This window comes from Streptomyces roseoverticillatus (assembly GCF_000719265.1).
Lineage (GTDB): Bacteria > Actinomycetota > Actinomycetes > Streptomycetales > Streptomycetaceae > Streptomyces > Streptomyces roseoverticillatus.
On sequence record NZ_JOFL01000002.1, the window covers coordinates 14,422 to 31,125 of the forward strand.

Annotated in this window: 16 protein-coding genes; 7 read left to right on the forward strand and 9 right to left on the reverse strand. The window is 73.1% G+C overall.

The window, feature by feature from the left end:
- Nucleotides 1-3: 3 nt before the first annotated feature.
- Nucleotides 4-357, reverse strand: a complete 354-nt coding sequence (locus IF61_RS31985; RefSeq protein ID WP_043187577.1) for a hypothetical protein — start codon at nucleotides 355-357, stop codon at nucleotides 4-6.
- A 134-nt stretch (nucleotides 358-491) separates the two neighbouring features.
- Between IF61_RS31985 and IF61_RS0102315 the strand changes: the two genes are divergently transcribed.
- Nucleotides 492-1,832, forward strand: a complete 1,341-nt coding sequence (locus IF61_RS0102315) for an NsdA family TPR-like regulatory protein (RefSeq protein ID WP_030364479.1) — start codon at nucleotides 492-494, stop codon at nucleotides 1,830-1,832.
- 38 nt (nucleotides 1,833-1,870) lie between these two features.
- Entirely contained in the window at nucleotides 1,871-2,200 is a 330-nt protein-coding gene (locus IF61_RS0102320; RefSeq protein WP_030364480.1) for a putative quinol monooxygenase, read from the forward strand.
- A gap of 111 nt (nucleotides 2,201-2,311) precedes the next feature.
- Here the strand turns inward: IF61_RS0102320 and IF61_RS0102325 are convergent, their stop codons facing one another.
- Both IF61_RS0102325 and IF61_RS0102330 read right to left on the reverse strand, forming a co-directional pair.
- Nucleotides 2,312-2,752, reverse strand: a complete 441-nt coding sequence (locus IF61_RS0102325; RefSeq protein ID WP_245684370.1) for a GNAT family N-acetyltransferase — start codon at nucleotides 2,750-2,752, stop codon at nucleotides 2,312-2,314.
- Between the two features lie 83 nt (nucleotides 2,753-2,835).
- Nucleotides 2,836-4,005 carry a steroid 3-ketoacyl-CoA thiolase gene (locus tag IF61_RS0102330; protein WP_030364482.1) on the reverse strand — a complete coding sequence of 390 codons (1,170 nt, stop codon included), beginning with the start codon at nucleotides 4,003-4,005 and terminating at the stop codon, nucleotides 2,836-2,838.
- 271 nt (nucleotides 4,006-4,276) lie between these two features.
- On the opposite strand from IF61_RS0102330, the gene IF61_RS0102335 reads away from it, so the two are divergent.
- The 4 genes from IF61_RS0102335 (at nucleotide 4,277) to IF61_RS0102350 (ending at nucleotide 7,864) form a co-directional block, all read left to right on the forward strand.
- Nucleotides 4,277-5,509, forward strand: coding sequence for a cytochrome P450 (locus IF61_RS0102335; RefSeq protein ID WP_030364483.1), 1,233 nt, complete (start codon nucleotides 4,277-4,279; stop codon nucleotides 5,507-5,509).
- Nucleotides 5,510-5,923: 414 nt separating this feature from the next.
- Nucleotides 5,924-6,544 (forward strand): DUF6230 family protein, encoded by a 621-nt coding sequence (locus tag IF61_RS0102340; protein WP_030364484.1) that lies wholly within the window; start codon nucleotides 5,924-5,926, stop codon nucleotides 6,542-6,544.
- Between the two features lies 1 nt (nucleotide 6,545).
- Nucleotides 6,546-7,166: a DUF6114 domain-containing protein gene (locus tag IF61_RS36790; RefSeq protein ID WP_245684371.1), complete on the forward strand. Its 621-nt coding sequence runs from the start codon at nucleotides 6,546-6,548 to the stop codon at nucleotides 7,164-7,166.
- Nucleotides 7,163-7,864 (forward strand): hypothetical protein, encoded by a 702-nt coding sequence (locus IF61_RS0102350; RefSeq protein ID WP_030364486.1) that lies wholly within the window; start codon nucleotides 7,163-7,165, stop codon nucleotides 7,862-7,864. Before IF61_RS36790 ends, IF61_RS0102350 begins: the two co-directional genes overlap by 4 nt.
- 24 nt (nucleotides 7,865-7,888) lie before the next feature.
- On the opposite strand, the gene IF61_RS0102355 is transcribed toward IF61_RS0102350, so the two are convergent.
- Complete coding sequence (locus IF61_RS0102355) at nucleotides 7,889-9,952, reverse strand: bifunctional glycosyltransferase 87/phosphatase PAP2 family protein (protein ID WP_052392346.1); 2,064 nt, start codon at nucleotides 9,950-9,952, stop codon at nucleotides 7,889-7,891.
- A gap of 362 nt (nucleotides 9,953-10,314) precedes the next feature.
- Between IF61_RS0102355 and IF61_RS0102360 the strand changes: the two genes are divergently transcribed.
- Entirely contained in the window at nucleotides 10,315-10,836 is a 522-nt protein-coding gene (locus IF61_RS0102360; RefSeq protein ID WP_030364488.1) for a GNAT family N-acetyltransferase, read from the forward strand.
- A gap of 41 nt (nucleotides 10,837-10,877) precedes the next feature.
- Here IF61_RS0102360 and IF61_RS0102365 read toward each other — a convergent pair whose 3' ends face one another.
- The 5 genes from IF61_RS0102365 to IF61_RS0102385 form a co-directional block, all read right to left on the reverse strand.
- Nucleotides 10,878-11,747, reverse strand: a complete 870-nt coding sequence (locus IF61_RS0102365; protein ID WP_030364489.1) for an esterase/lipase family protein — start codon at nucleotides 11,745-11,747, stop codon at nucleotides 10,878-10,880.
- 132 nt (nucleotides 11,748-11,879) lie between these two features.
- Nucleotides 11,880-12,761, reverse strand: a complete 882-nt coding sequence (locus tag IF61_RS0102370) for an ECF transporter S component (protein WP_052392363.1) — start codon at nucleotides 12,759-12,761, stop codon at nucleotides 11,880-11,882.
- A gap of 92 nt (nucleotides 12,762-12,853) precedes the next feature.
- Nucleotides 12,854-14,539 carry an ABC transporter ATP-binding protein gene (locus IF61_RS0102375; protein ID WP_030364491.1) on the reverse strand — a complete coding sequence of 562 codons (1,686 nt, stop codon included), beginning with the start codon at nucleotides 14,537-14,539 and terminating at the stop codon, nucleotides 12,854-12,856.
- On the reverse strand, nucleotides 14,536-15,996 hold the full coding sequence (locus tag IF61_RS0102380; RefSeq protein ID WP_245684372.1) for a CbiQ family ECF transporter T component: 1,461 nt from the start codon (nucleotides 15,994-15,996) through the stop codon (nucleotides 14,536-14,538). Before IF61_RS0102380 ends, IF61_RS0102375 begins: the two co-directional genes overlap by 4 nt.
- Nucleotides 15,993-16,691 (reverse strand): SCO2322 family protein, encoded by a 699-nt coding sequence (locus IF61_RS0102385; protein WP_397945237.1) that lies wholly within the window; start codon nucleotides 16,689-16,691, stop codon nucleotides 15,993-15,995. Before IF61_RS0102385 ends, IF61_RS0102380 begins: the two co-directional genes overlap by 4 nt.
- Between the last annotated feature and the right edge of the window lie 13 nt (nucleotides 16,692-16,704).

The following is a 16,704-nucleotide window of genomic DNA, read 5'->3' on the forward strand; positions in this document are numbered from 1 at the left end:
AGGTCACATGCCGGGTGATCCGGCGTGGTCCAGCCGCCAGTGGTTGCGGAATCGGTTCAAGGCCCAGCCGGTCGTGGTCGTCCGCTCCCCGGTCGCCGCACACGCCGCCCGCCAGGCCGCCTCCAACTCGGCACACCGGGCACAGCCTCTCCGCTGCGGCGCGTCGTCCCGGTTGGCCAGGACGCGGACCGCCTCCCGCTCCTGCCCCATGGCCAACCGCAGCGCCGACGCAGGCACCTCCCACTCCGCCCCGCCGCCGGGCGCACGCACCTTTACATGGGCACCCCGGTGCCCGATCACCTGGGCGACCCTGTCCTCCCGGGTGTCCACCACGTACGCGCCCACTCGATACATCACGGCGTCGTTCCTCCTGCGAAGTGCTGCCTGACCTGCCCGTACGGCTACGTAACCGGGTGGCTGAGCGGCGCGGTACCGTGGGCGGAGAACCGGCACTTGAATCCCTTGAAAGTCCGCAAGAGCGTGTGGAGTTGATGGGTGTGGGAGAGCGGGAGAACGCGGGCCTGGCGAGGTTCCTGGGTGAGAGCCGCTGGACCTACCGTCAGTTCGCCATGGCGGTCAACCGGCTGGGGACCGAGACCGGGACACCCGTGAAGTACGACGAGTCGTCCGTCCACCACTGGCTGACCGGAACGCTGCCGAGGAAGGCCGTACGGCCCCTCGTCCTGGAAGCCCTGGCCCGCAAGCTGGCCCGCCCCGTGACGCACGCCGAAGCGGGGTTCCCCGCGCCCGAACGGAAGACCGCCGCGCCCGCGGACACCGTGGAAGGTCTGGTCGACCTCGGGCGGCTGGACATGGACCCGTCCCGGCGGGGCGTCCTGGGCGCCGGGCTGTTCTCCGTGGCGCTGACGATTCCGGGCTGGCAGGACGTCGTCGGCCGGGCGGAGGCCGTCCAGAAGGGCAGGGCCACGCGGGTCGGACGGCCTGAGGTCGACATGGTCATCGCCATGACGGAGCGGATCTCCGACCTCGACGACCAGTTCGGCGGGCGGCACGCGCGCCCCATGGCCGCGGCCTTCATGGTGAACACCGTGGCCGCCTACCTACAGGCGGATGCCGCGGCCGACGTGCGGCAGGGAATGCTTTCGGCCGCAGCGGATCTGTCCTACCTCACGGGCTGGATGGCGGTGGACGAGGGATTTCACGGCCTCGCGCAGAGCTACTACACGCGCGCCCTGGAACTGGCCGGTGCGGCCACCGACTACCTCACGTACTGCACGACCCTGCGCGGGATGAGCGTCCAGGCCGTCGACCTCGGTCACGCAGCACCCGCGGTGCGCCTCGCGGATGCGGCGGCCGCCGCCTCACCGCAGGCCGGGCCCCGCATGCGAGCCTTCCTCGCCGGGCAGCAGGCCCACTCGGCGGCTCTGGCGGGAGACCGGCAGAACGCGCTGCTCTACATCAAGGAAGCCGAGGTCGCGATGGAGAAGGCCGAGGCCCGCGAAAAGGCATTCGGCTCCTACGGCCCCTCTTCGCTGCTGTACCACGTCAGTCAGGTGAAATACAGCCTCGGTGACGTAAGGGGATCCATCACGACGATGGAGGAATCGCAGAAGCTGCGGCGCAGCGATCACCGTCGAAGCCGTGTCCGCTTCCGGTCCATGACGGCGGAACGGCAACTGGAGATCGGCCACTTGGAGGCTGCGTGCACCACGTGGCACAGCGTCCTGGACGACTATCCGCTCGTGCACTCGGTGGCCTGTGACGACCGCGTCCAGAGAATGCGCGCCCTCATCCGCCCCCACCTAAAGAACGTCAAGGCCCGCGAGCTCTACGACCGCGCCATGACCATAGAGCGCCCTGTCACTGTGTAGCCCGTCCCGTACCGAAGCCCCACCGGGGAGGAGAGGCCATGAGCACCGGGTTTGGCCTGACAGGGTTCGGCCTGGTCGTACGTTTCACGCTGCGCGGCGCGGACGCCGCGGAGGCCTTCGACGCGCTGGTGTCCCGGACGCTGGAGGGAATCCGGCAGCACGAGAAGGGCACGGTCGTCTACGTGAACCACCGCGTGCCCGGCGAGCCGCTCGTACGGCTCTTCTACGAGCTGTACGAGGACCGCGCCGCGTTCGACGCCCACGAGCAGCAGCCCCACACCAAGCAGTTCCTCGAAGCCCGCGAGCAGTTCGTGGCCAAGACCGAGGTGACTTTCCTGGAGCGTCTCGACGGGAAGCCGTCAGCATGACTGGACGCGCTCAGTGACGACGCCCCGCACGTGCGGATCCACGACGGCCGGAGGTTGATCGTGCCAGGGTGACGGGCCCGGTACCGCGAGCCCGCTCGCCGGGGGCGGCCGTTACCCCAGCGCGAAACGTAGTTCCGGCCGTTCCCAGGTGATTCCCGGCAGCGCTGCCGGGACCGTTCCGACCCGGACCGCGCCCACGCTCCGGTAGAAGCCCTCCGACGGTGGGTGGGAGACGACGCGTACGGACGCAAGGCCTGCCGCCCGGGCCCGTTCCTGCATGTGGGTGGCCAGGCGGCGGCCCACGCCCAGGCCCTGGGCGTCGTCCGCGACGAACATCAGGTCCAGTTCGGCGGGCGGGCCGAGGAGCAGGGCGTAGAAGCCGAGCAACCGCCCGTCCGTCCCCGCCGCCACGTACACCTCGTTCGCCGCCACGTACTCCGCGGTGACCTCGTAGTCCTCGACCATCGCCGCATAACCACCCCGGTACGCGCCCGAACCGCGCACCAGTTCCGTGAGGTGTGCGGCGTCCGCCGCCGTCGCCCGTCTGATCACAGCTCCCCCGATCGATCGGTAATAGATCCAGTACCCCTGAGGGTATTACCGATCCGATCATTCGCCGGAGAGAATGACGGACCTCACAGCCGCTGGATGATAGTCCCCGTCGCCTGCGCCCCGCCCGCGCACATCGTGATCAGCGCGAACTCCTTGTCCGCCCGTTCCAGTTCGTGCAGCGCCGTCGTGATCAGCCGGGCGCCCGTCGCGCCGACCGGGTGGCCCAGGGCTATCGCGCCGCCGTTGACGTTGACCTTCTGCAGGTCCTGTTCGAAGACCTGGGTCCAGGACAGGACGACCGACGCGAACGCCTCGTTGATCTCCACCAGGTCGATGTCGTTCAGCGACATGCCGGCCTTGCCGAGGACGGCCCGCGTCGCGTCGATCGTCCCGTCGAGGTGGAAGTGCGGGTCGGCGCCGACGAGCGCCTGCGTGACGACGCGGGCCCGGGGGCGCAGCTTGAGCGCGCGGGCCATGCGCTTGGACGCCCACATCAGGGCGCAGGCGCCGTCCGAGATCTGGGAGGAGTTGCCGGCGGTGTGGACGGCGCTCGGCATCACGGGCTTGAGCCCGGCGAGGGCTTCGGCGCTCGTGTCGCGTAACCCCTCGTCGCGGTCGACGAGCCGCCACATGCCCTGCCCGGCGTTCTGCTCGTCCTCCGTCGTGGGCACCTGGACGGCGAAGGTCTCCCGCTTGAAGCGCTCCTCGGACCAGGCGCGGGCGGCCCGCTGCTGGGAGAGGAGGCCGAGCTCGTCCACCCGCTCGCGGGTCAGGCCGCGCTTGCGGGCGATGCGCTCGGCGGCCTCGAACTGGTTGGGCAGGTCGACGCTCCACTCGTCGGGGAACGGCTTGCCCGGCCCGTGCTTGGAGGCGCTGCCGAGCGGCACCCGGGACATCGCCTCCACGCCGCACGCGATGCCGATGTCGATGACGCCGCACGCGATCATGTTGGCGACGAGGTGGTTGGCCTGCTGCGAAGAGCCGCACTGGCAGTCGACGGTGGTGGCCGCGGTCTCGTAGGGCAGGCCCATGGCCAGCCAGGCGGTGCGCGCGGGGTTCATCGACTGCTCGCCGGCGTGGGTGACGGTGCCGCTGGCGATCTGCTCCACACAGTCCGGCTGGATTCCGGTACGGTCCAGGACCTCGCGGTAGGTCTCGCCCAGCAGGTAGGCGGGGTGGAGGTTGGCGAGCGCGCCTCCGCGCTTCCCGATGGGGGTCCGTACGGCTTCGACGATGACGGGTTCCGCGGCCATGGTTCGTCCTCTCGTGGCATCCGCTGGGCGTCCCGGCGCCCCCGGCAAACAAGAACACGTTCTTGTTCCGCTCTTCCGTTCGCAGTCTTATGAGCGCTACCCCCGGTACGCAAGGGTCGCGCACGTGCCGGGCGCGCGACAGATGGCCTCGCGCCCTCCCTTGCCGCCCGCCGCGCCCGTCACTACCGTCGGGGCGTGTATATCTGATGGCCCGTCAGGCACGTGTCCGTCAGGCATGGCCTCCGCGCCGCCGACGCCTCATGGAGGACCGATGTCCTGCCCCGCGCTCCCCGAAGGCTTCGACCTCACCGACCCCGCCGTCTACCATCGCCGCGTCCCCCTCCCGGAGTTCGCGGCGCTGCGCCGCACCGCGCCCGTGTGGTGGGTCGCCCAGCCCCACGGCATCGCGGGCTTCGACGACGACGGCTACTGGGCCGTCACCCGGCACGCGGACGTGAAGGAGGTCTCCACCCGGCCCGACCTCTACTCCGCCTCCCGCAACACCGCGATCATCCGCTTCAACGAGCACATCTCGCGCGAACAGATCGACGTCCAGCGGCTCATCATGCTCAACATGGACCCGCCCGAGCACACCCGCGTCCGCCAGATCGTGCAGCGCGGCTTCACCCCGCGCGCGATACGGGCCCTGGAGGCGGCGCTGCGCGAGCGCGCCACGGCGATCGTCGCGGCGGCCCGGGAGCGCGGCAGCGGCGACTTCGTCACCGACATCGCCTGCGAGCTGCCCCTGCAGGCGATCGCCGAGCTCATCGGCGTCCCGCAGGAGGACCGGGCCCGCATCTTCGACTGGTCCAACAAGATGATCGCCTACGACGACCCCGAGCTGGCCATCACCGAGGAGGTCGGCGCGCACTCCGCGACGGAGCTCATCTCGTACGCGATGAACCTGGCCGCCGCGCGCAAGGAGTGCCCGGCGAAGGACATCGTCAGCCGGCTGGTCGCCGCCGAGGACGAGGGCAACCTGGCCTCCGACGAGTTCGGCTTCTTCGTGCTGCTGCTGGCCGTCGCCGGCAACGAGACCACGCGCAACGCCATCAGTCACGGCATGCACGCCTTCCTCACCCACCCCGGCCAGTGGGAGCTGTACAAGCGCGAGCGCCCCGCGACCGCCGCGGAGGAGATCGTCCGCTGGGCGACGCCCGTCGTCTCCTTCCAGCGCACGGCCACGCGCGACACCGAGCTCGGCGGCGCCCGCATCCGCGCCGGTCAGCGCGTGGGGATCTTCTACGCCTCCGCCAACCACGACCCGGAGGTCTTCGACGACCCCGAGGTCTTCGACATCACCCGCGACCCCAATCCGCACCTCGGCTTCGGCGGCGGGGGGCCGCACTTCTGCCTCGGCCGCTCGCTGGCCGCGCTGGAGATCGACCTCATCTTCCACGCGGTGGCCGACGCCCTCCCGGACATCCGGCTCGCCGGGGAGCCGCGGCGGCTGAGGTCGGCGTGGCTGAACGGGATCAAGGAGATGCGGGTGCGGTACGCGTAGCCGCCCTCCGGTACGCGTAGCCGCCCTCCGTTCTGCGTCCGGCTCCTCCGGCTTGCGCCTGGCCCCTGCGTCCCGCGTCCGGCCCTTCCGGCCCGCGCCTGGCTCCCTCCGTCCCGCGCCCGGCCCCTGTGTCCCGCGCCCGATCCCTCCGGCCTGCGCCGGCTCCCTCCGTCCCGCGCCCGATCCCTCCGAACTCCTGCCTGATCGACTCCATGACGGATCGTCAATTCACTTTCCTTGTAAGGGAATAGTCCGTACCGGGACCTTGTCCGCCGGCAGTCGCGGACTTACTCTCGGGTACACCTTCCGGGCAGGCCCGTCACGCGGTAAGCCCGTGACATCACCGGCCCCGTGCCGCACGGAGGCCGCCCGCCCGGCAGCGCTCATCCGAGGCTCTCCGAGGGGACGATCAGCATGAACGACGCGCAAGGCAGACCGGTCACGGGACGGGTCAGGTGGCGCAGGTTCGCCGTCCTGGCCGTGCCCGGCTTCGCGGCGACGGCGGCGCTGGCCGTGGCGCTGGCGGAAGGGGCCCTCGCGGCCTCGTTCGCCGTGTCGGGGCAGGAGTTCAAGGTCTCGGCCGACAGCCTGGAGGGCGAGGGCTTCGCGCAGTACGGCAGCGTGGACACCAACGCCCGCGGCGACCTGCTGCCCGTCGCGGTCACCGCGATCAAGGAGGCCGAGCTGAAGAAGCTCTGCCAGTCCGTGGTCACCCACCTGCCCGTCATCGGGGACATCTCGCTCAATCTGACGGCGGGCGGCGGCGGCACCCCGGTCCGGGCCAGCAACCTCTTCCTCGACGCCACCCAGATGGGTGGCGACGCCGAGTTCAAGAACGTCGAGATCGGCCGCGACGCCTCCACCCTCGACAAGGGCCCGGACGGCGCCCAGGGCCTGCAGGACCTCTTCGCCCAGCAGGCCGACCACGTCAGCGTGAAGAAGCTCCGGCAGGTTGCGTGGGCGACCAACGCGGGAACGTTCAAGCTGGCCGGGCTGCGGTTGAACATCGCCAAGGGCAAGCAGGAGTGCTTCTGACGTGGCGGACGGCACCGCAGGCACAGGGCCCGCCGCCGTCCGTCCCCGCCCCCGGCGCCACCCGTGGGCGGCGTGGCGCCGGTGGCGCAAGGCGCGGCCCTTCTGGGGCGGCCTCGCGACCGTGCTCGCCGGGGCGGAGATCTCCGTCATCCCCCTCGCCCCGCTGAAGATCATGCTCCACCAGGGCATCGCGGGCATCCCCTCGGTCCTGATGGGACTGATCATGGTGCTGATGGGGCTGAGCGCGTGGTTCGCACCGCAGTACCGGGCCCTCGCCGGGGTGGTGACCGTCATGATCGCGGCCGCGGCGCTGGTGATGTCGAACCTCGGCGGTTTCCTCTTCGGCACGATCCTCGGCGTGATCGGCGGGGGGATGGTCTTCGCGTGGCAGCCGGTGGTGCCGGCTCCGGCTCCAGCACCGGCGCCGGAGGGAGCATCCGGTGCCGGAGACGCGCCCGGACGACCCGGCGCCCCCGGCACCGGACCGTCCCCCGCACCGCGCGACGGGACGTCCCACGGACTCCACGACGCCCCTCCCGCGCACCGTGACGAGGCGCCCCACAGACCTCCCGACTCTCCCCCCGCGCACCACCCACACCTCCCTCCCAAGGAGACCCGATGACCACCCCTCGCAGACTCCGTCCCCGTGCCGCCCTCGCCTGCGGCGCCGGGCTGGCCGTCGCCGCCGCCCTCACCCTGACCGGTGCGGCGGGCGCCCAGACGGCTCCGGCGGCGACGACCGAGGCGGGTTCCACCACCGTCACCCCGGCCGGCCACTCCTTCGCGGCCACACTCAACGGGAAGGCCACCTTCAAGGCCGGTTCCGTGACCGCCACGTGTACGGCCTCCAGCTCCAAACCGTCGGACGACTCCACCGGCAACCGGATACCGGAAGCGCCCGGCAACCAGAACCCCGCGGGCCCGGTCACCAGCCCCATCAACGCGCCTACGTACACCGGCTGCACCGCCAGCATCCCCGGGGTGACCACCACCGTCGAAACGTCCGGCGCGTGGCAGGTGTCCATGCAGAACGGGTCGCCGATCACCGCGACCCTCACCATCCCGACCGGCGGCTTCGTCCTGAAGTCCACCGGCCTGGCCAACTGCACCATCACCGCGGCCCCGACCGCGGCCGCGGACATCGTCGCGACCTACACCAACGGCTCCCCGTCCAAGCTCACCGTCAGCAACGCCGGTGTCCCGGTGAAGGTCGAAGGCGGCTTGGGCTGCCCGACCAGCGCGACGACGTCCGTCTTCAACGCCGTCTACGACGTCACGGACACGACCGACCCGGGCTCCCAGATCACGGTGAGCGACTGACCGCGCCCCGCCCGGGGCCGCCGGTCAGCCCTTCGCCGCGGGCGGTCTGGACGCCGTCCCCGTGACCCCCGTGACCCCCGCGGGCAGCGGATCGCTCTCGCCGCGCGCCGCCGGCACCTTCCCGAACGCCAGCCGGCCGGGACCGCTCAGCACGTACTGGATCGCGAAGCCGGCCAGGACGACCAGGGCACCGCCGACCGCGTCGAGCACGTAGTGGTTGGCGGTGCCGACGATCACCGAGAACGTCAGCAGCGGATAGAGCATGCCGAGGCACTTCGTCCACGGCTTCGGCGCGACGACGGCGATCACGATGCCGCACCACAGCGACCAGCCGATGTGCAGCGACGGCATGGCCGCGTACTGGTTGGACAGCTCCGTCAGCGCCCCGAAGTCGGGGTGGTCCAGGTCCTGCGGACCGTTGACCGTGTCGATGAAGCCGAGGCCCGGCATCAGCCGCGGCGGCGCCAGCGGGTAGGCCCAGAAGCCGGCGAGCGCGAGCAGGGTCGCCAGGGACAGCGCGGTGCGGGCCCAGCGGTACGTGCCGGGCCGGCGCACGTAGAGGTAGACCAGCAGGCAGACCGGCACCAGGAAGTGGAAGGTGCCGTAGTAGTAGTTCATGCTGCCGGTGAGCCAGCCGATGCCCGCCACGAAGTGGTTGAAGCCGTGCTCGACGTCGGTGTGCAGGAACTCCTCCATACCGAGGATCTGCCGGCCGTGCGCCTCCGCGAGGGAGCGCTCGTCCGGGGCCTGGGCACGGATGAACTGGTAGAACCAGTAGCCGACCCGTATCAGCATCAGCTCCAGCAGGACGTTCGGGCGGGTCAGCGGCCGCCGCCAGAAGCGGAACAGCGGCACCCAGGAGTACCGGCCCGGCTGCGGTTCGGCCACCGGCGTCGGCACCGGCCGCTCCCAGCCCTCCGCGGTGCGGGGCAGGAACGGCACCACGCAGGCCGCCAGGAGCGCGGCCAGCAGCGGGGCGTTGTCGCCGAGGGGGCGCAGCAGCGGGTTGTCCGGCATCAGCACGGTGCTGGTGAGCGTCATCACGAGCACGACGAGCACGGGCCACACCAGGCGGTCGGCGCGGCGCCCGCCCACGCGGCCGACGACCGCGAGCAGGATCCACAGCTGCTGGTGCTGCCAGGCCGTCGGCGAGACGGCGACCGCGGTGCAGCCCGCGACGGCCGTCGCGAGGAGCGCCTGCCCGTCGAGGGCGTAGCGGGCGGCCCGGCGCAGGCCGAGCACGGTGACCGCGGCGGCCAGCACGCCGTACGACGCCAGTTCGGCCGGGCCGTGCAGGCCGGTGCGGAGCAGCAGGCCGTGCAGGGACTGGTTGGCGAGCCCGTCCGGGGCGTGGCCGAGGCCGGCACCGGCGATGTGGTGGATCCAGTACGTCCACGAGTCGTCCGGCATGAAGACCCACGTCAGCGCCGTGCAGGCCGCGAAGGTGACGCCGGTGGCGGCGGCCGCGCGGCGGCGGCCCGTCAGCCACTGCAGGACGGCGAACAGCAGCACCGCGGGCTGCAGGGCCGCGGCGACGCCGACGAGCAGGCCGCTCACCCGGCCGGAGCCGCGCGCGAGGCGGGGCGGACAGCAGCCGAGGAGCACCAGCAGGACGGGGATGATGCTCGTCTGCCCGAGCGTGAACGTGTTCCGCACGGGCAGCGACAGCACCGCGAGGATCACCGCCACGGGGGCGGCGAGCAGCGCCGTGCGGCGCGGGACGGGACCGGGCAGGGAACGCGCGGCGACGAGCGCCAGGGCGACCACCAGCAACAGCGTGCCGAACGTCCAGAAAATGCCCAGGCCCTGCTCGGCGGCCCTCGTCAGCGGCTTGAGGACGAGTCCCGCGAAAGGAGTACCGGTGAACTCGTCCGTGTCGTAGAGCGAGCCCCTGACGTGGAGGACACCGTGGTCACCGATCCACCGTTCCAGGTCGGTGAACCGCCGCTCGGGAGGCAGCCGCAGCACGGCCGCGGCCTGACGGACCGCCAGCAGCGCGGCGAGCAGCCACAGCGCGCCCAGGGCGAGGCCGGTCCTCGCCCACGCCCTCGGCGGACTTCCGAGTCCGCCTCTCTGCGCATTCGCCACGCCCAGCCGCTCCTCCGGGGTCGCCCAGCTCGGTCACCTCGTAGCGCTCTTTGAGACCTTACTGAGTCCGGAAGAACAGACGCAGGCCGCCGCCGCGTTACCTGGTCGCGTCGCAGAACTGTCCGAAAGGCGACGGCCCGGGGGCCCGCCAGGGGGTCGCCTGACGGATGCGGACGCGCTCGTGGCGCGGCCGCGGTGCTGCCGGGGATCACGTGGGAGCGGCCGGAACCGGTCTTCGCGCCGGGGTGACGGTCACCCCTCGGCCGGCCGGGCCCTGAACCGGTTCCGCAACCACTGGCGGCCGGATCGCGCGCCCCGGTAATTCGGACGCGTCCGCGAAACCCCCGTGCGACCATGCCGCCATGACCCGTACGACCGCCTGGACCGTCACCCCGCAGCCCGTCCGTTCTCCCGAGGCGGTGGACCTGATGCGGGAGTACATGACCGAGGTCGCCGATCGCTGGTTCCTGCTGTACGAGGGGCGTACGACCACGCCGGAGGAGGTCGAGGGGTACGTCGCCGAGGAGGCGCACGACGACCTCGCCCCGCCCAAGGGGGTGCTGCTGGTCGCCCGGCGGGACGGGGAGCCGATGGGGTGCCTGGGGCTGCGGTGGTACGACCGGGGGCGGGGGACGGCCGAGTTGAAGCGGATGTTCGTGCGGGCCGCCGCGCGCGGGCTCGGGGCCGCGCCCGCGCTGCTGGCCGCGGCCGAGACCGCCGCACGGGAGTGGGGCGCCGCGCGGATCGTGCTGGACACGCGCAAGGACCTGGTGGAGGCGAGGGCCCTGTACGCCCGGTACGGGTTCGTTCCGATCCCCCGCTACAACACCGTGGAGGAGAACCCCTACGCCGAAGTGTGGATGGGCAAGGAGCTGCGCTCCTGACCGCCCGGGCCGGGGCGTCACCACCCCGGCCCGGCCCGGGGTCAGCTCAGGACCGACGTACAGGTGGTGGGTTCGGCGTTGGCCGGGTCGAGGAGGTTGGCGACCCAGTGGACGACGATGCGGTCGACGCTGCCGATCGAGATGTGCTCGGAGAGGTCGAGCGGGCAGAGGTCCTGGAGCAGGACGTTGCGGACGTTCCGGCCCGCCAGGAAGTTCGTGCCGTGCGGCGTGACGATCTGGTCGTACTTGGTGGCGATCACCGAGTACTCGACCCCGGGCATGGTGTCGGGGCTTGCGTTCAGGCGGTTGAGGAAGTCGGAACCGAGGGCCTGGTCGGTGAGGCCCGGGGTCATGCCTCCGAGGACCTTCCGGGCGCCCGGGACGCTGTCCATCAGCTTGGTCAGGCCCATCATGGTCGTGCCGTGGCTGGAGGGGGCGAGGCCGATGAGGTGGTTGACCTTGCTCGCGCCGCCCAGGAAGTTGATGTAGTAGCGCGGCATCATGCCGCCCTGGGAGTGGCCGACCATGTCCACCTTGTCGACGCCGGTGGCCGCGCGCACCTTGTCGACGTACGCGGAGAGCTCCTCGGCCGACTTGTCGATCGGGCCGAGGCCGTAGAGGACCGGCACGCCGGGAAGCTTGCCGTAGTCGAGGGAGAAGACGCAGTAGCCGCGCTTGACCAGATAGGGCGCCATCACGAGCCAGTTGTCGGTGGCGTTGCCGAGCGTGCCGTGGACCAGGACGACGGGGCGCGGGTGCGCGGCGGAGGGCTTGCAGCTGAAGTCGTTCCAGCCGCTGCTGACCGTTGCGGGGCGGTCGGCGGCCGAGGCGGTGGAGCCGATGGCCAAAGTCAGAGTAAGAGCTGATAAAAGGGAACAAACAAGGCGGGAAGCTCGCCGGATTCCAAACATGAAGACCTCGTGCATAGTGCGAGCAGGCGGCACCGGCGCAACGACCTGTCCGGTCGCGCACCGAAAGCCGTCCGCGTGGGTTCGATCAAGATCGCCGAAAAGTTACCGGCGAGTCAAGTAACTTCCGGTACGTCAGACCGCACGGCGCCGTTCGGCCGGAGTGCGTGCGGGCCCGCCGGGCGGCTCCTGGAAGGCCACCGGCTCCCCGAAGGACACCGGCGCGTCGAACGCCGCCCTCCGCGCGCCGCGCCGCAGCGCCTTCAGGACCGTCGGGCCGAGGGCGAGCGTCGCGGTGACCGTCACGATCGCGCGCGGGACGTCCCAGCCCAGGGACGTGGCCAGGCAGTACGCGGCGAAGCGGGTGAGGTTTTCGGACAGCGGGTCGCCGGGGACGAAGGAGACGCCCGTGGCGAGCGCGCCGATGTAGGGCCAGCCCTGGAGGTTCATCACCGTCCCGTAGAAGAGGGACGCCACCGCCCCGTAGCCCGCGAGCATCAGCACCTCGCGGGCGCCCCGCAGCCGGTCCGGGCCCGGCAGCAGGCCCGCGCCCATGGACACCCATCCCATCGCCAGCATCTGGAACGGCATCCAGGGGCCGACACCGCCCGTCAGCAGCGCCGACGCGAACATCGACACCGAGCCGAGCACGAACCCGAAGCCCGGTCCGAGGACCCGGCCCGCCAGGACCATCAGGAAGAACATCGGCTCGATGCCGGCCGTGCCCGCGCCCAGCGGCCGCAGGGCCGCGCCCGCCGCCGCGAGGACGCCGAGCATCGCGATGGCCTTCGCGTCCAGGCCCGCGTCGGCGATGGCCGCCACCACGACCGCCAGCAGCAGCGGCAGCAGCGCCGCGAACAGCCACGGCGCGTCCTGGGAGTGCGCGAGCCCGGAGGCGGAGGCGGCGAGCAGGGGCCAGCCGAAGGCCATCACGCCGACGGCGGAGACGAGGAGCAGGGCCGCGATCGAACGGCGGCCCAGGCGGATCGCCCGCGCCTGGCGGCCGGGGGCGGGGATGCGGCGGCCGGGGGTGGTGTCCTTGCGGTCGGCTACGGGGTTCCGGTGGCCGGGGGCGGCGTCCTGACGACCGGCGGCGTTGTCCTTGTCCTTCACGACTCCGCCCCCAGCGCCTCCCGCACCTGCCCCACCGTGAGCCACGGCTGCGGCGCCAGCACCTTGGCGACCTGGGGGGCGAAGGCCGGGGACGAGACGACCACTTCCGCCGTCGGGCCGTCCGCGACGACCTCGCCGTCGGCGATGACGACGACCCGGTGGGCCAGCTCCGCGGCGAGTTCCACGTCGTGCGTCGCCAGGACGATCGCGTGCCCCTCGGCGGCGAGGCCGCGCAGGATCTCCACCAGGCGGTGCTTGGCCGCGTAGTCGAGGCCGCGGGTCGGCTCGTCGAGGAGGATCAGCGGCGGGCGCGCCGTCAGCACCACGGCGAGGGCGAGCGCGAGGCGCTGGCCCTCTGACAGGTCCCGCGGGTGCGTCGTGCCGGGAACGTCCGGCAGGAGCCCGGAGACCAGCGCGCGGCAGGTGCCCGGCGCGGCGCCCGCGTCGCCGTCGGCCGCCGTGCACTCGGCCGCGACCGTGTCCGCGTACAGCAGGTCGCGCGGCTCCTGCGGTACGAGGCCGGCGTGGCGCAGCAGTTCCGCCGGGGACGTGCTGTGCGGGGCGGTGCCGCCGACGCGGACGGAGCCCGCGGCGGGCTTGTGCATGCCGACGAGCGTGCGCAGGAGGGTCGACTTGCCGGCGCCGTTGCGGCCCATCAGGGCGAGCGTCTCGCCGGGACGCACCGACAGGTTCACGTCGCGCAGCGCTATGAGCCGGTCGTGCCGGACGGCGAGGCCGGTCACGGCGGCCGCGGGGGCCGGGCCGCTCTCCGCCGCGCGGCGGGCGGCTTTGCGCAGGAAACCGGTGCGGCGCGGGGCGCCGGCCGCGGGCGGCGCCTGCGGCTCCGGCGCGGCGGGCGGGGCCGGCGGCGTAAGCCGCTCCCGCAGCGGTGCCGCCCGGCGGCGGGCGTCCCGTACGGACAGCGGGACCGGCGACCAGCCGGCCAGGCGCCCCAGGTCGACCACGGGCGGACGGACCGGCGACACCGCCATGACCTCGGCCGGCTCGCCCACGACGGGGGCCTCCCCGGGGCCGGGCAGCAGAATGACGCGGTCCGCGTACTGCACGACCCGCTCCAGCCGGTGCTCGGCCATCAGGACCGTCGTGCCCAGGTCGTGGACCAGCCGCTGCAGGACGGCGAGCACCTCCTCGGCCGCGCCCGGGTCCAGGGCGGACGTCGGCTCGTCGAGGACCAGCACCGCGGGGTGCGTCGTCAGCACCGAGCCGATCGCCACGCGCTGCTGCTGCCCGCCGGAGAGCGTGGCGATGGGGCGGTCGCGGAGGGTCGCCAGACCCAGCAGGTCCAGGGTCTCCTCGACGCGGCGCCGCATGGTGTGCGGGGCGATGCCGAGGGACTCCATGCCGTACGCGAGCTCGTCCTCGACGGTGTCCGTGACGAAGTGCGCGAGCGGGTCCTGGCCCACGGTGCCGACGACGTCCGCGAGTTCGCGCGGCTTGTGGGTACGGGTGTCGCGGCCCGCCACGGTGACGCGGCCGTGCAGGGTGCCGCCGGTGAAGTGCGGGACGAGGCCGCTGACGGTGCCGAGGAGGGTGGACTTGCCGACGCCGGACGGGCCTACGAGGAGGCAGAGTTCGCCTTCGGGGACGGTGAGGTCCACGCCTCGGAGCGAGGGCGCCTCGGTGTCGTCGTACGTGACGGACACGTTCTCGAAGCGGATCACTGGGGCTCCTCGGGTGTGGGGGTCTCGGCGGGTCCGGCACCGCCGGGCAGTCCGGTGGGGGTTGCGCGCCGTCGCGGCGGAGAGAGATGCCCCGGTCCCACTTTTTCACCGTCTTCCGGGGCTGTGCCGTTTCCCGGGGCTGCGGGCCGGACCCCGGGGGGTGGGGTGGCGGCGGCTGCGCTTCGGGCTCTGGGGGGCCGGGGGCAAGCCCCCGGATCCGGGAAGGGGCGGGGCTGGGGAGAACCCTCCGCCGCGGCGGTGCCCGGCCCCCACCGGCCGGTCCGGCGGTGCCCGGCAGCCTCATGCTCAGCGGCTCGCCGGGAGCGGCTTGCGCCCGCCGGGGCGACGAACGCAGGCAGCAGTCCCACCAGGATCGACGCCGCCGGCCACACCGGCAGCCGCGGTGCCGTCAGCGGTACCGCCGGCGGGTGCAGTACGCCCGGCGCGTAGGCGTTCGCCCAGATCATCAGGGCCGCGACGGCCACGCCGGAGCCCGACACGAGCCACGCGCGCACGCCCCACCGGTCGGGCCGGTAGCGCGTACGCACGGAGCGGCGGCCGCCCAGCCACAGGCCCGCCAGGGCCGCGGCCAGGCCGGCGAGGAGCACGGGCAGCCCGTACCCCGCTCCCTGATCGGCGAGCAGCCCGTACGTGCCGGCGCAGACGCCCATGAGGCCGCCCAGCGTCAGCGCGCTCGTCGTGCGGCGCACCGCGGGTGGCACCTCGGCCGTACGGCCGTAGCCGCGCGCGTCCATCGAGGCGGCCAGCGCGACGGACCGCTCCAGGGCGCCCTCCAGCACCGGCAGTCCCACCTGGAGCAGGGCCGTGAGGCCGCGGTCGGGGCGGCCGCGCAGGCGGCGGGCCGCGCGCAGCCGCTGGACGTCGGCGACGAGGTTCGGCGCGAACGTCATGGCGACGACGACCGCGACACCCGCCTCGTACAGCGCGCCCGGCAGGGACTTCAGCAGCCGCGCCGGGTTGGCGAGCGCGTTCGCCGCGCCCACGCACACCAGCAGCGTGGCCAGCTTCATGCCGTCGGCCAGGGCGAAGACCAGCCCCTCGGCCGTCACCCGGCCGCCGATCCGCACCCCTCGCGCCCAGTCCGGGAGCGGGACTTCCGGGAGGGTGACGAGGGTGTGCGTGCCCGGGATGGGGGAGCCCAGCACGACCGCGAAGACGAGCCGGATGCCGATCACGGCCAGGCCGAGCTTGAGGAACGCCCCGTACGAGCGGGCCCACGGCGCGTCCGTGCGCCGCGCGGCCACGACGTAGCCGGCGACGGCGACGAGCAGGCCGAGCAGCAGGACGTTCGTGGTGCGCGAGGCGGCCGTGGCCAGGCCCAGCGCCCACACCCACCAGGCGCCCGCGTGCAGGGCGGAGGCGCGTGCGGTGAGCGGCGCGCCTCCGGCACTCGCCCCGCCCTCGGCGCGCTGCGGCTTCTTCTTCCTGTCGCTCATCCGCGGCGTCGGCGGGCCTGCCAGAAGGCCGCGGCGCCGAGGACGACCACGGCGGCGACGCCGCCGATCAGGCCGGCCGACGGGACGCCGTCGCCCTCGTCGCCGCTGCCGGCGGCCGGCTTCGGCGTGGCGCTCTCCGCCCCCTTCTTCTGGCCGCTCACCTGCTCGCCGCAGCCCGCCCGCGGGTAGCCGGCGATGGCGCACAGCAGGGCGGAGGAGTCGTAGCGCAGCGGCTTCGCGACCGCGGCCAGCGCCTCGCCCGCGGTCGCGTCCTCGCCCACCTGGGCGCAGGCCGAGCGGGCCGCGGGCGGCGTCTCGCCGCCGGGGGCGTCGGCGGGCGTGCCGAAGTCGAGGACGACGGCGACGCGCTTCGCCCCGTCCTTGGCGGGCGTGCTGTCGCAGACGGCCCCGAAGCCGGCGGCGGAGCGCGGCTTCGCGGCGTCGGAGGAGTCCGCGCTGACGGCGAACCGGAACCCGATCACGTCCCCGTCGCCGGGCCGCGCCGTGCCCGGCCCCTGCGTCGCGTACGCCCACTGGCCGCCGGAGCCCTGCCAGAACGACCAGTACCGGTAGCCGGCGGCCTGCGCCGGGGCGGTGCCGAGCAGCGCGAGGAGCACGGCGACCAGCGCGGCGACCGCGCCGCCGCGCATCCCGCCGCCGGGCGTCCGGGCGGCTCGCGCCCCGGCAGGTCGCATTCCGGCAGCTCGC

Coding starts and splice junctions, on each gene's coding strand:
- IF61_RS0102315 (WP_030364479.1), top strand. CDS start 492: ATGGGTGTGGGAGAGCGGGAGAACGCGGGCCTGGCGAGGTTCCTGGGT.
- IF61_RS0102320 (WP_030364480.1), top strand. CDS start 1,871: ATGAGCACCGGGTTTGGCCTGACAGGGTTCGGCCTGGTCGTACGTTTC.
- IF61_RS0102330 (WP_030364482.1), bottom strand. CDS start 4,005: ATGGCCGCGGAACCCGTCATCGTCGAAGCCGTACGGACCCCCATCGGG.
- IF61_RS0102335 (WP_030364483.1), top strand. CDS start 4,277: ATGTCCTGCCCCGCGCTCCCCGAAGGCTTCGACCTCACCGACCCCGCC.
- IF61_RS0102340 (WP_030364484.1), top strand. CDS start 5,924: ATGAACGACGCGCAAGGCAGACCGGTCACGGGACGGGTCAGGTGGCGC.
- IF61_RS0102350 (WP_030364486.1), top strand. CDS start 7,163: ATGACCACCCCTCGCAGACTCCGTCCCCGTGCCGCCCTCGCCTGCGGC.
- IF61_RS0102360 (WP_030364488.1), top strand. CDS start 10,315: ATGACCCGTACGACCGCCTGGACCGTCACCCCGCAGCCCGTCCGTTCT.
- IF61_RS0102365 (WP_030364489.1), bottom strand. CDS start 11,747: ATGTTTGGAATCCGGCGAGCTTCCCGCCTTGTTTGTTCCCTTTTATCA.
- IF61_RS0102380 (WP_245684372.1), bottom strand. CDS start 15,996: ATGAGCGACAGGAAGAAGAAGCCGCAGCGCGCCGAGGGCGGGGCGAGT.
- IF61_RS0102385 (WP_397945237.1), bottom strand. CDS start 16,691: ATGCGACCTGCCGGGGCGCGAGCCGCCCGGACGCCCGGCGGCGGGATG.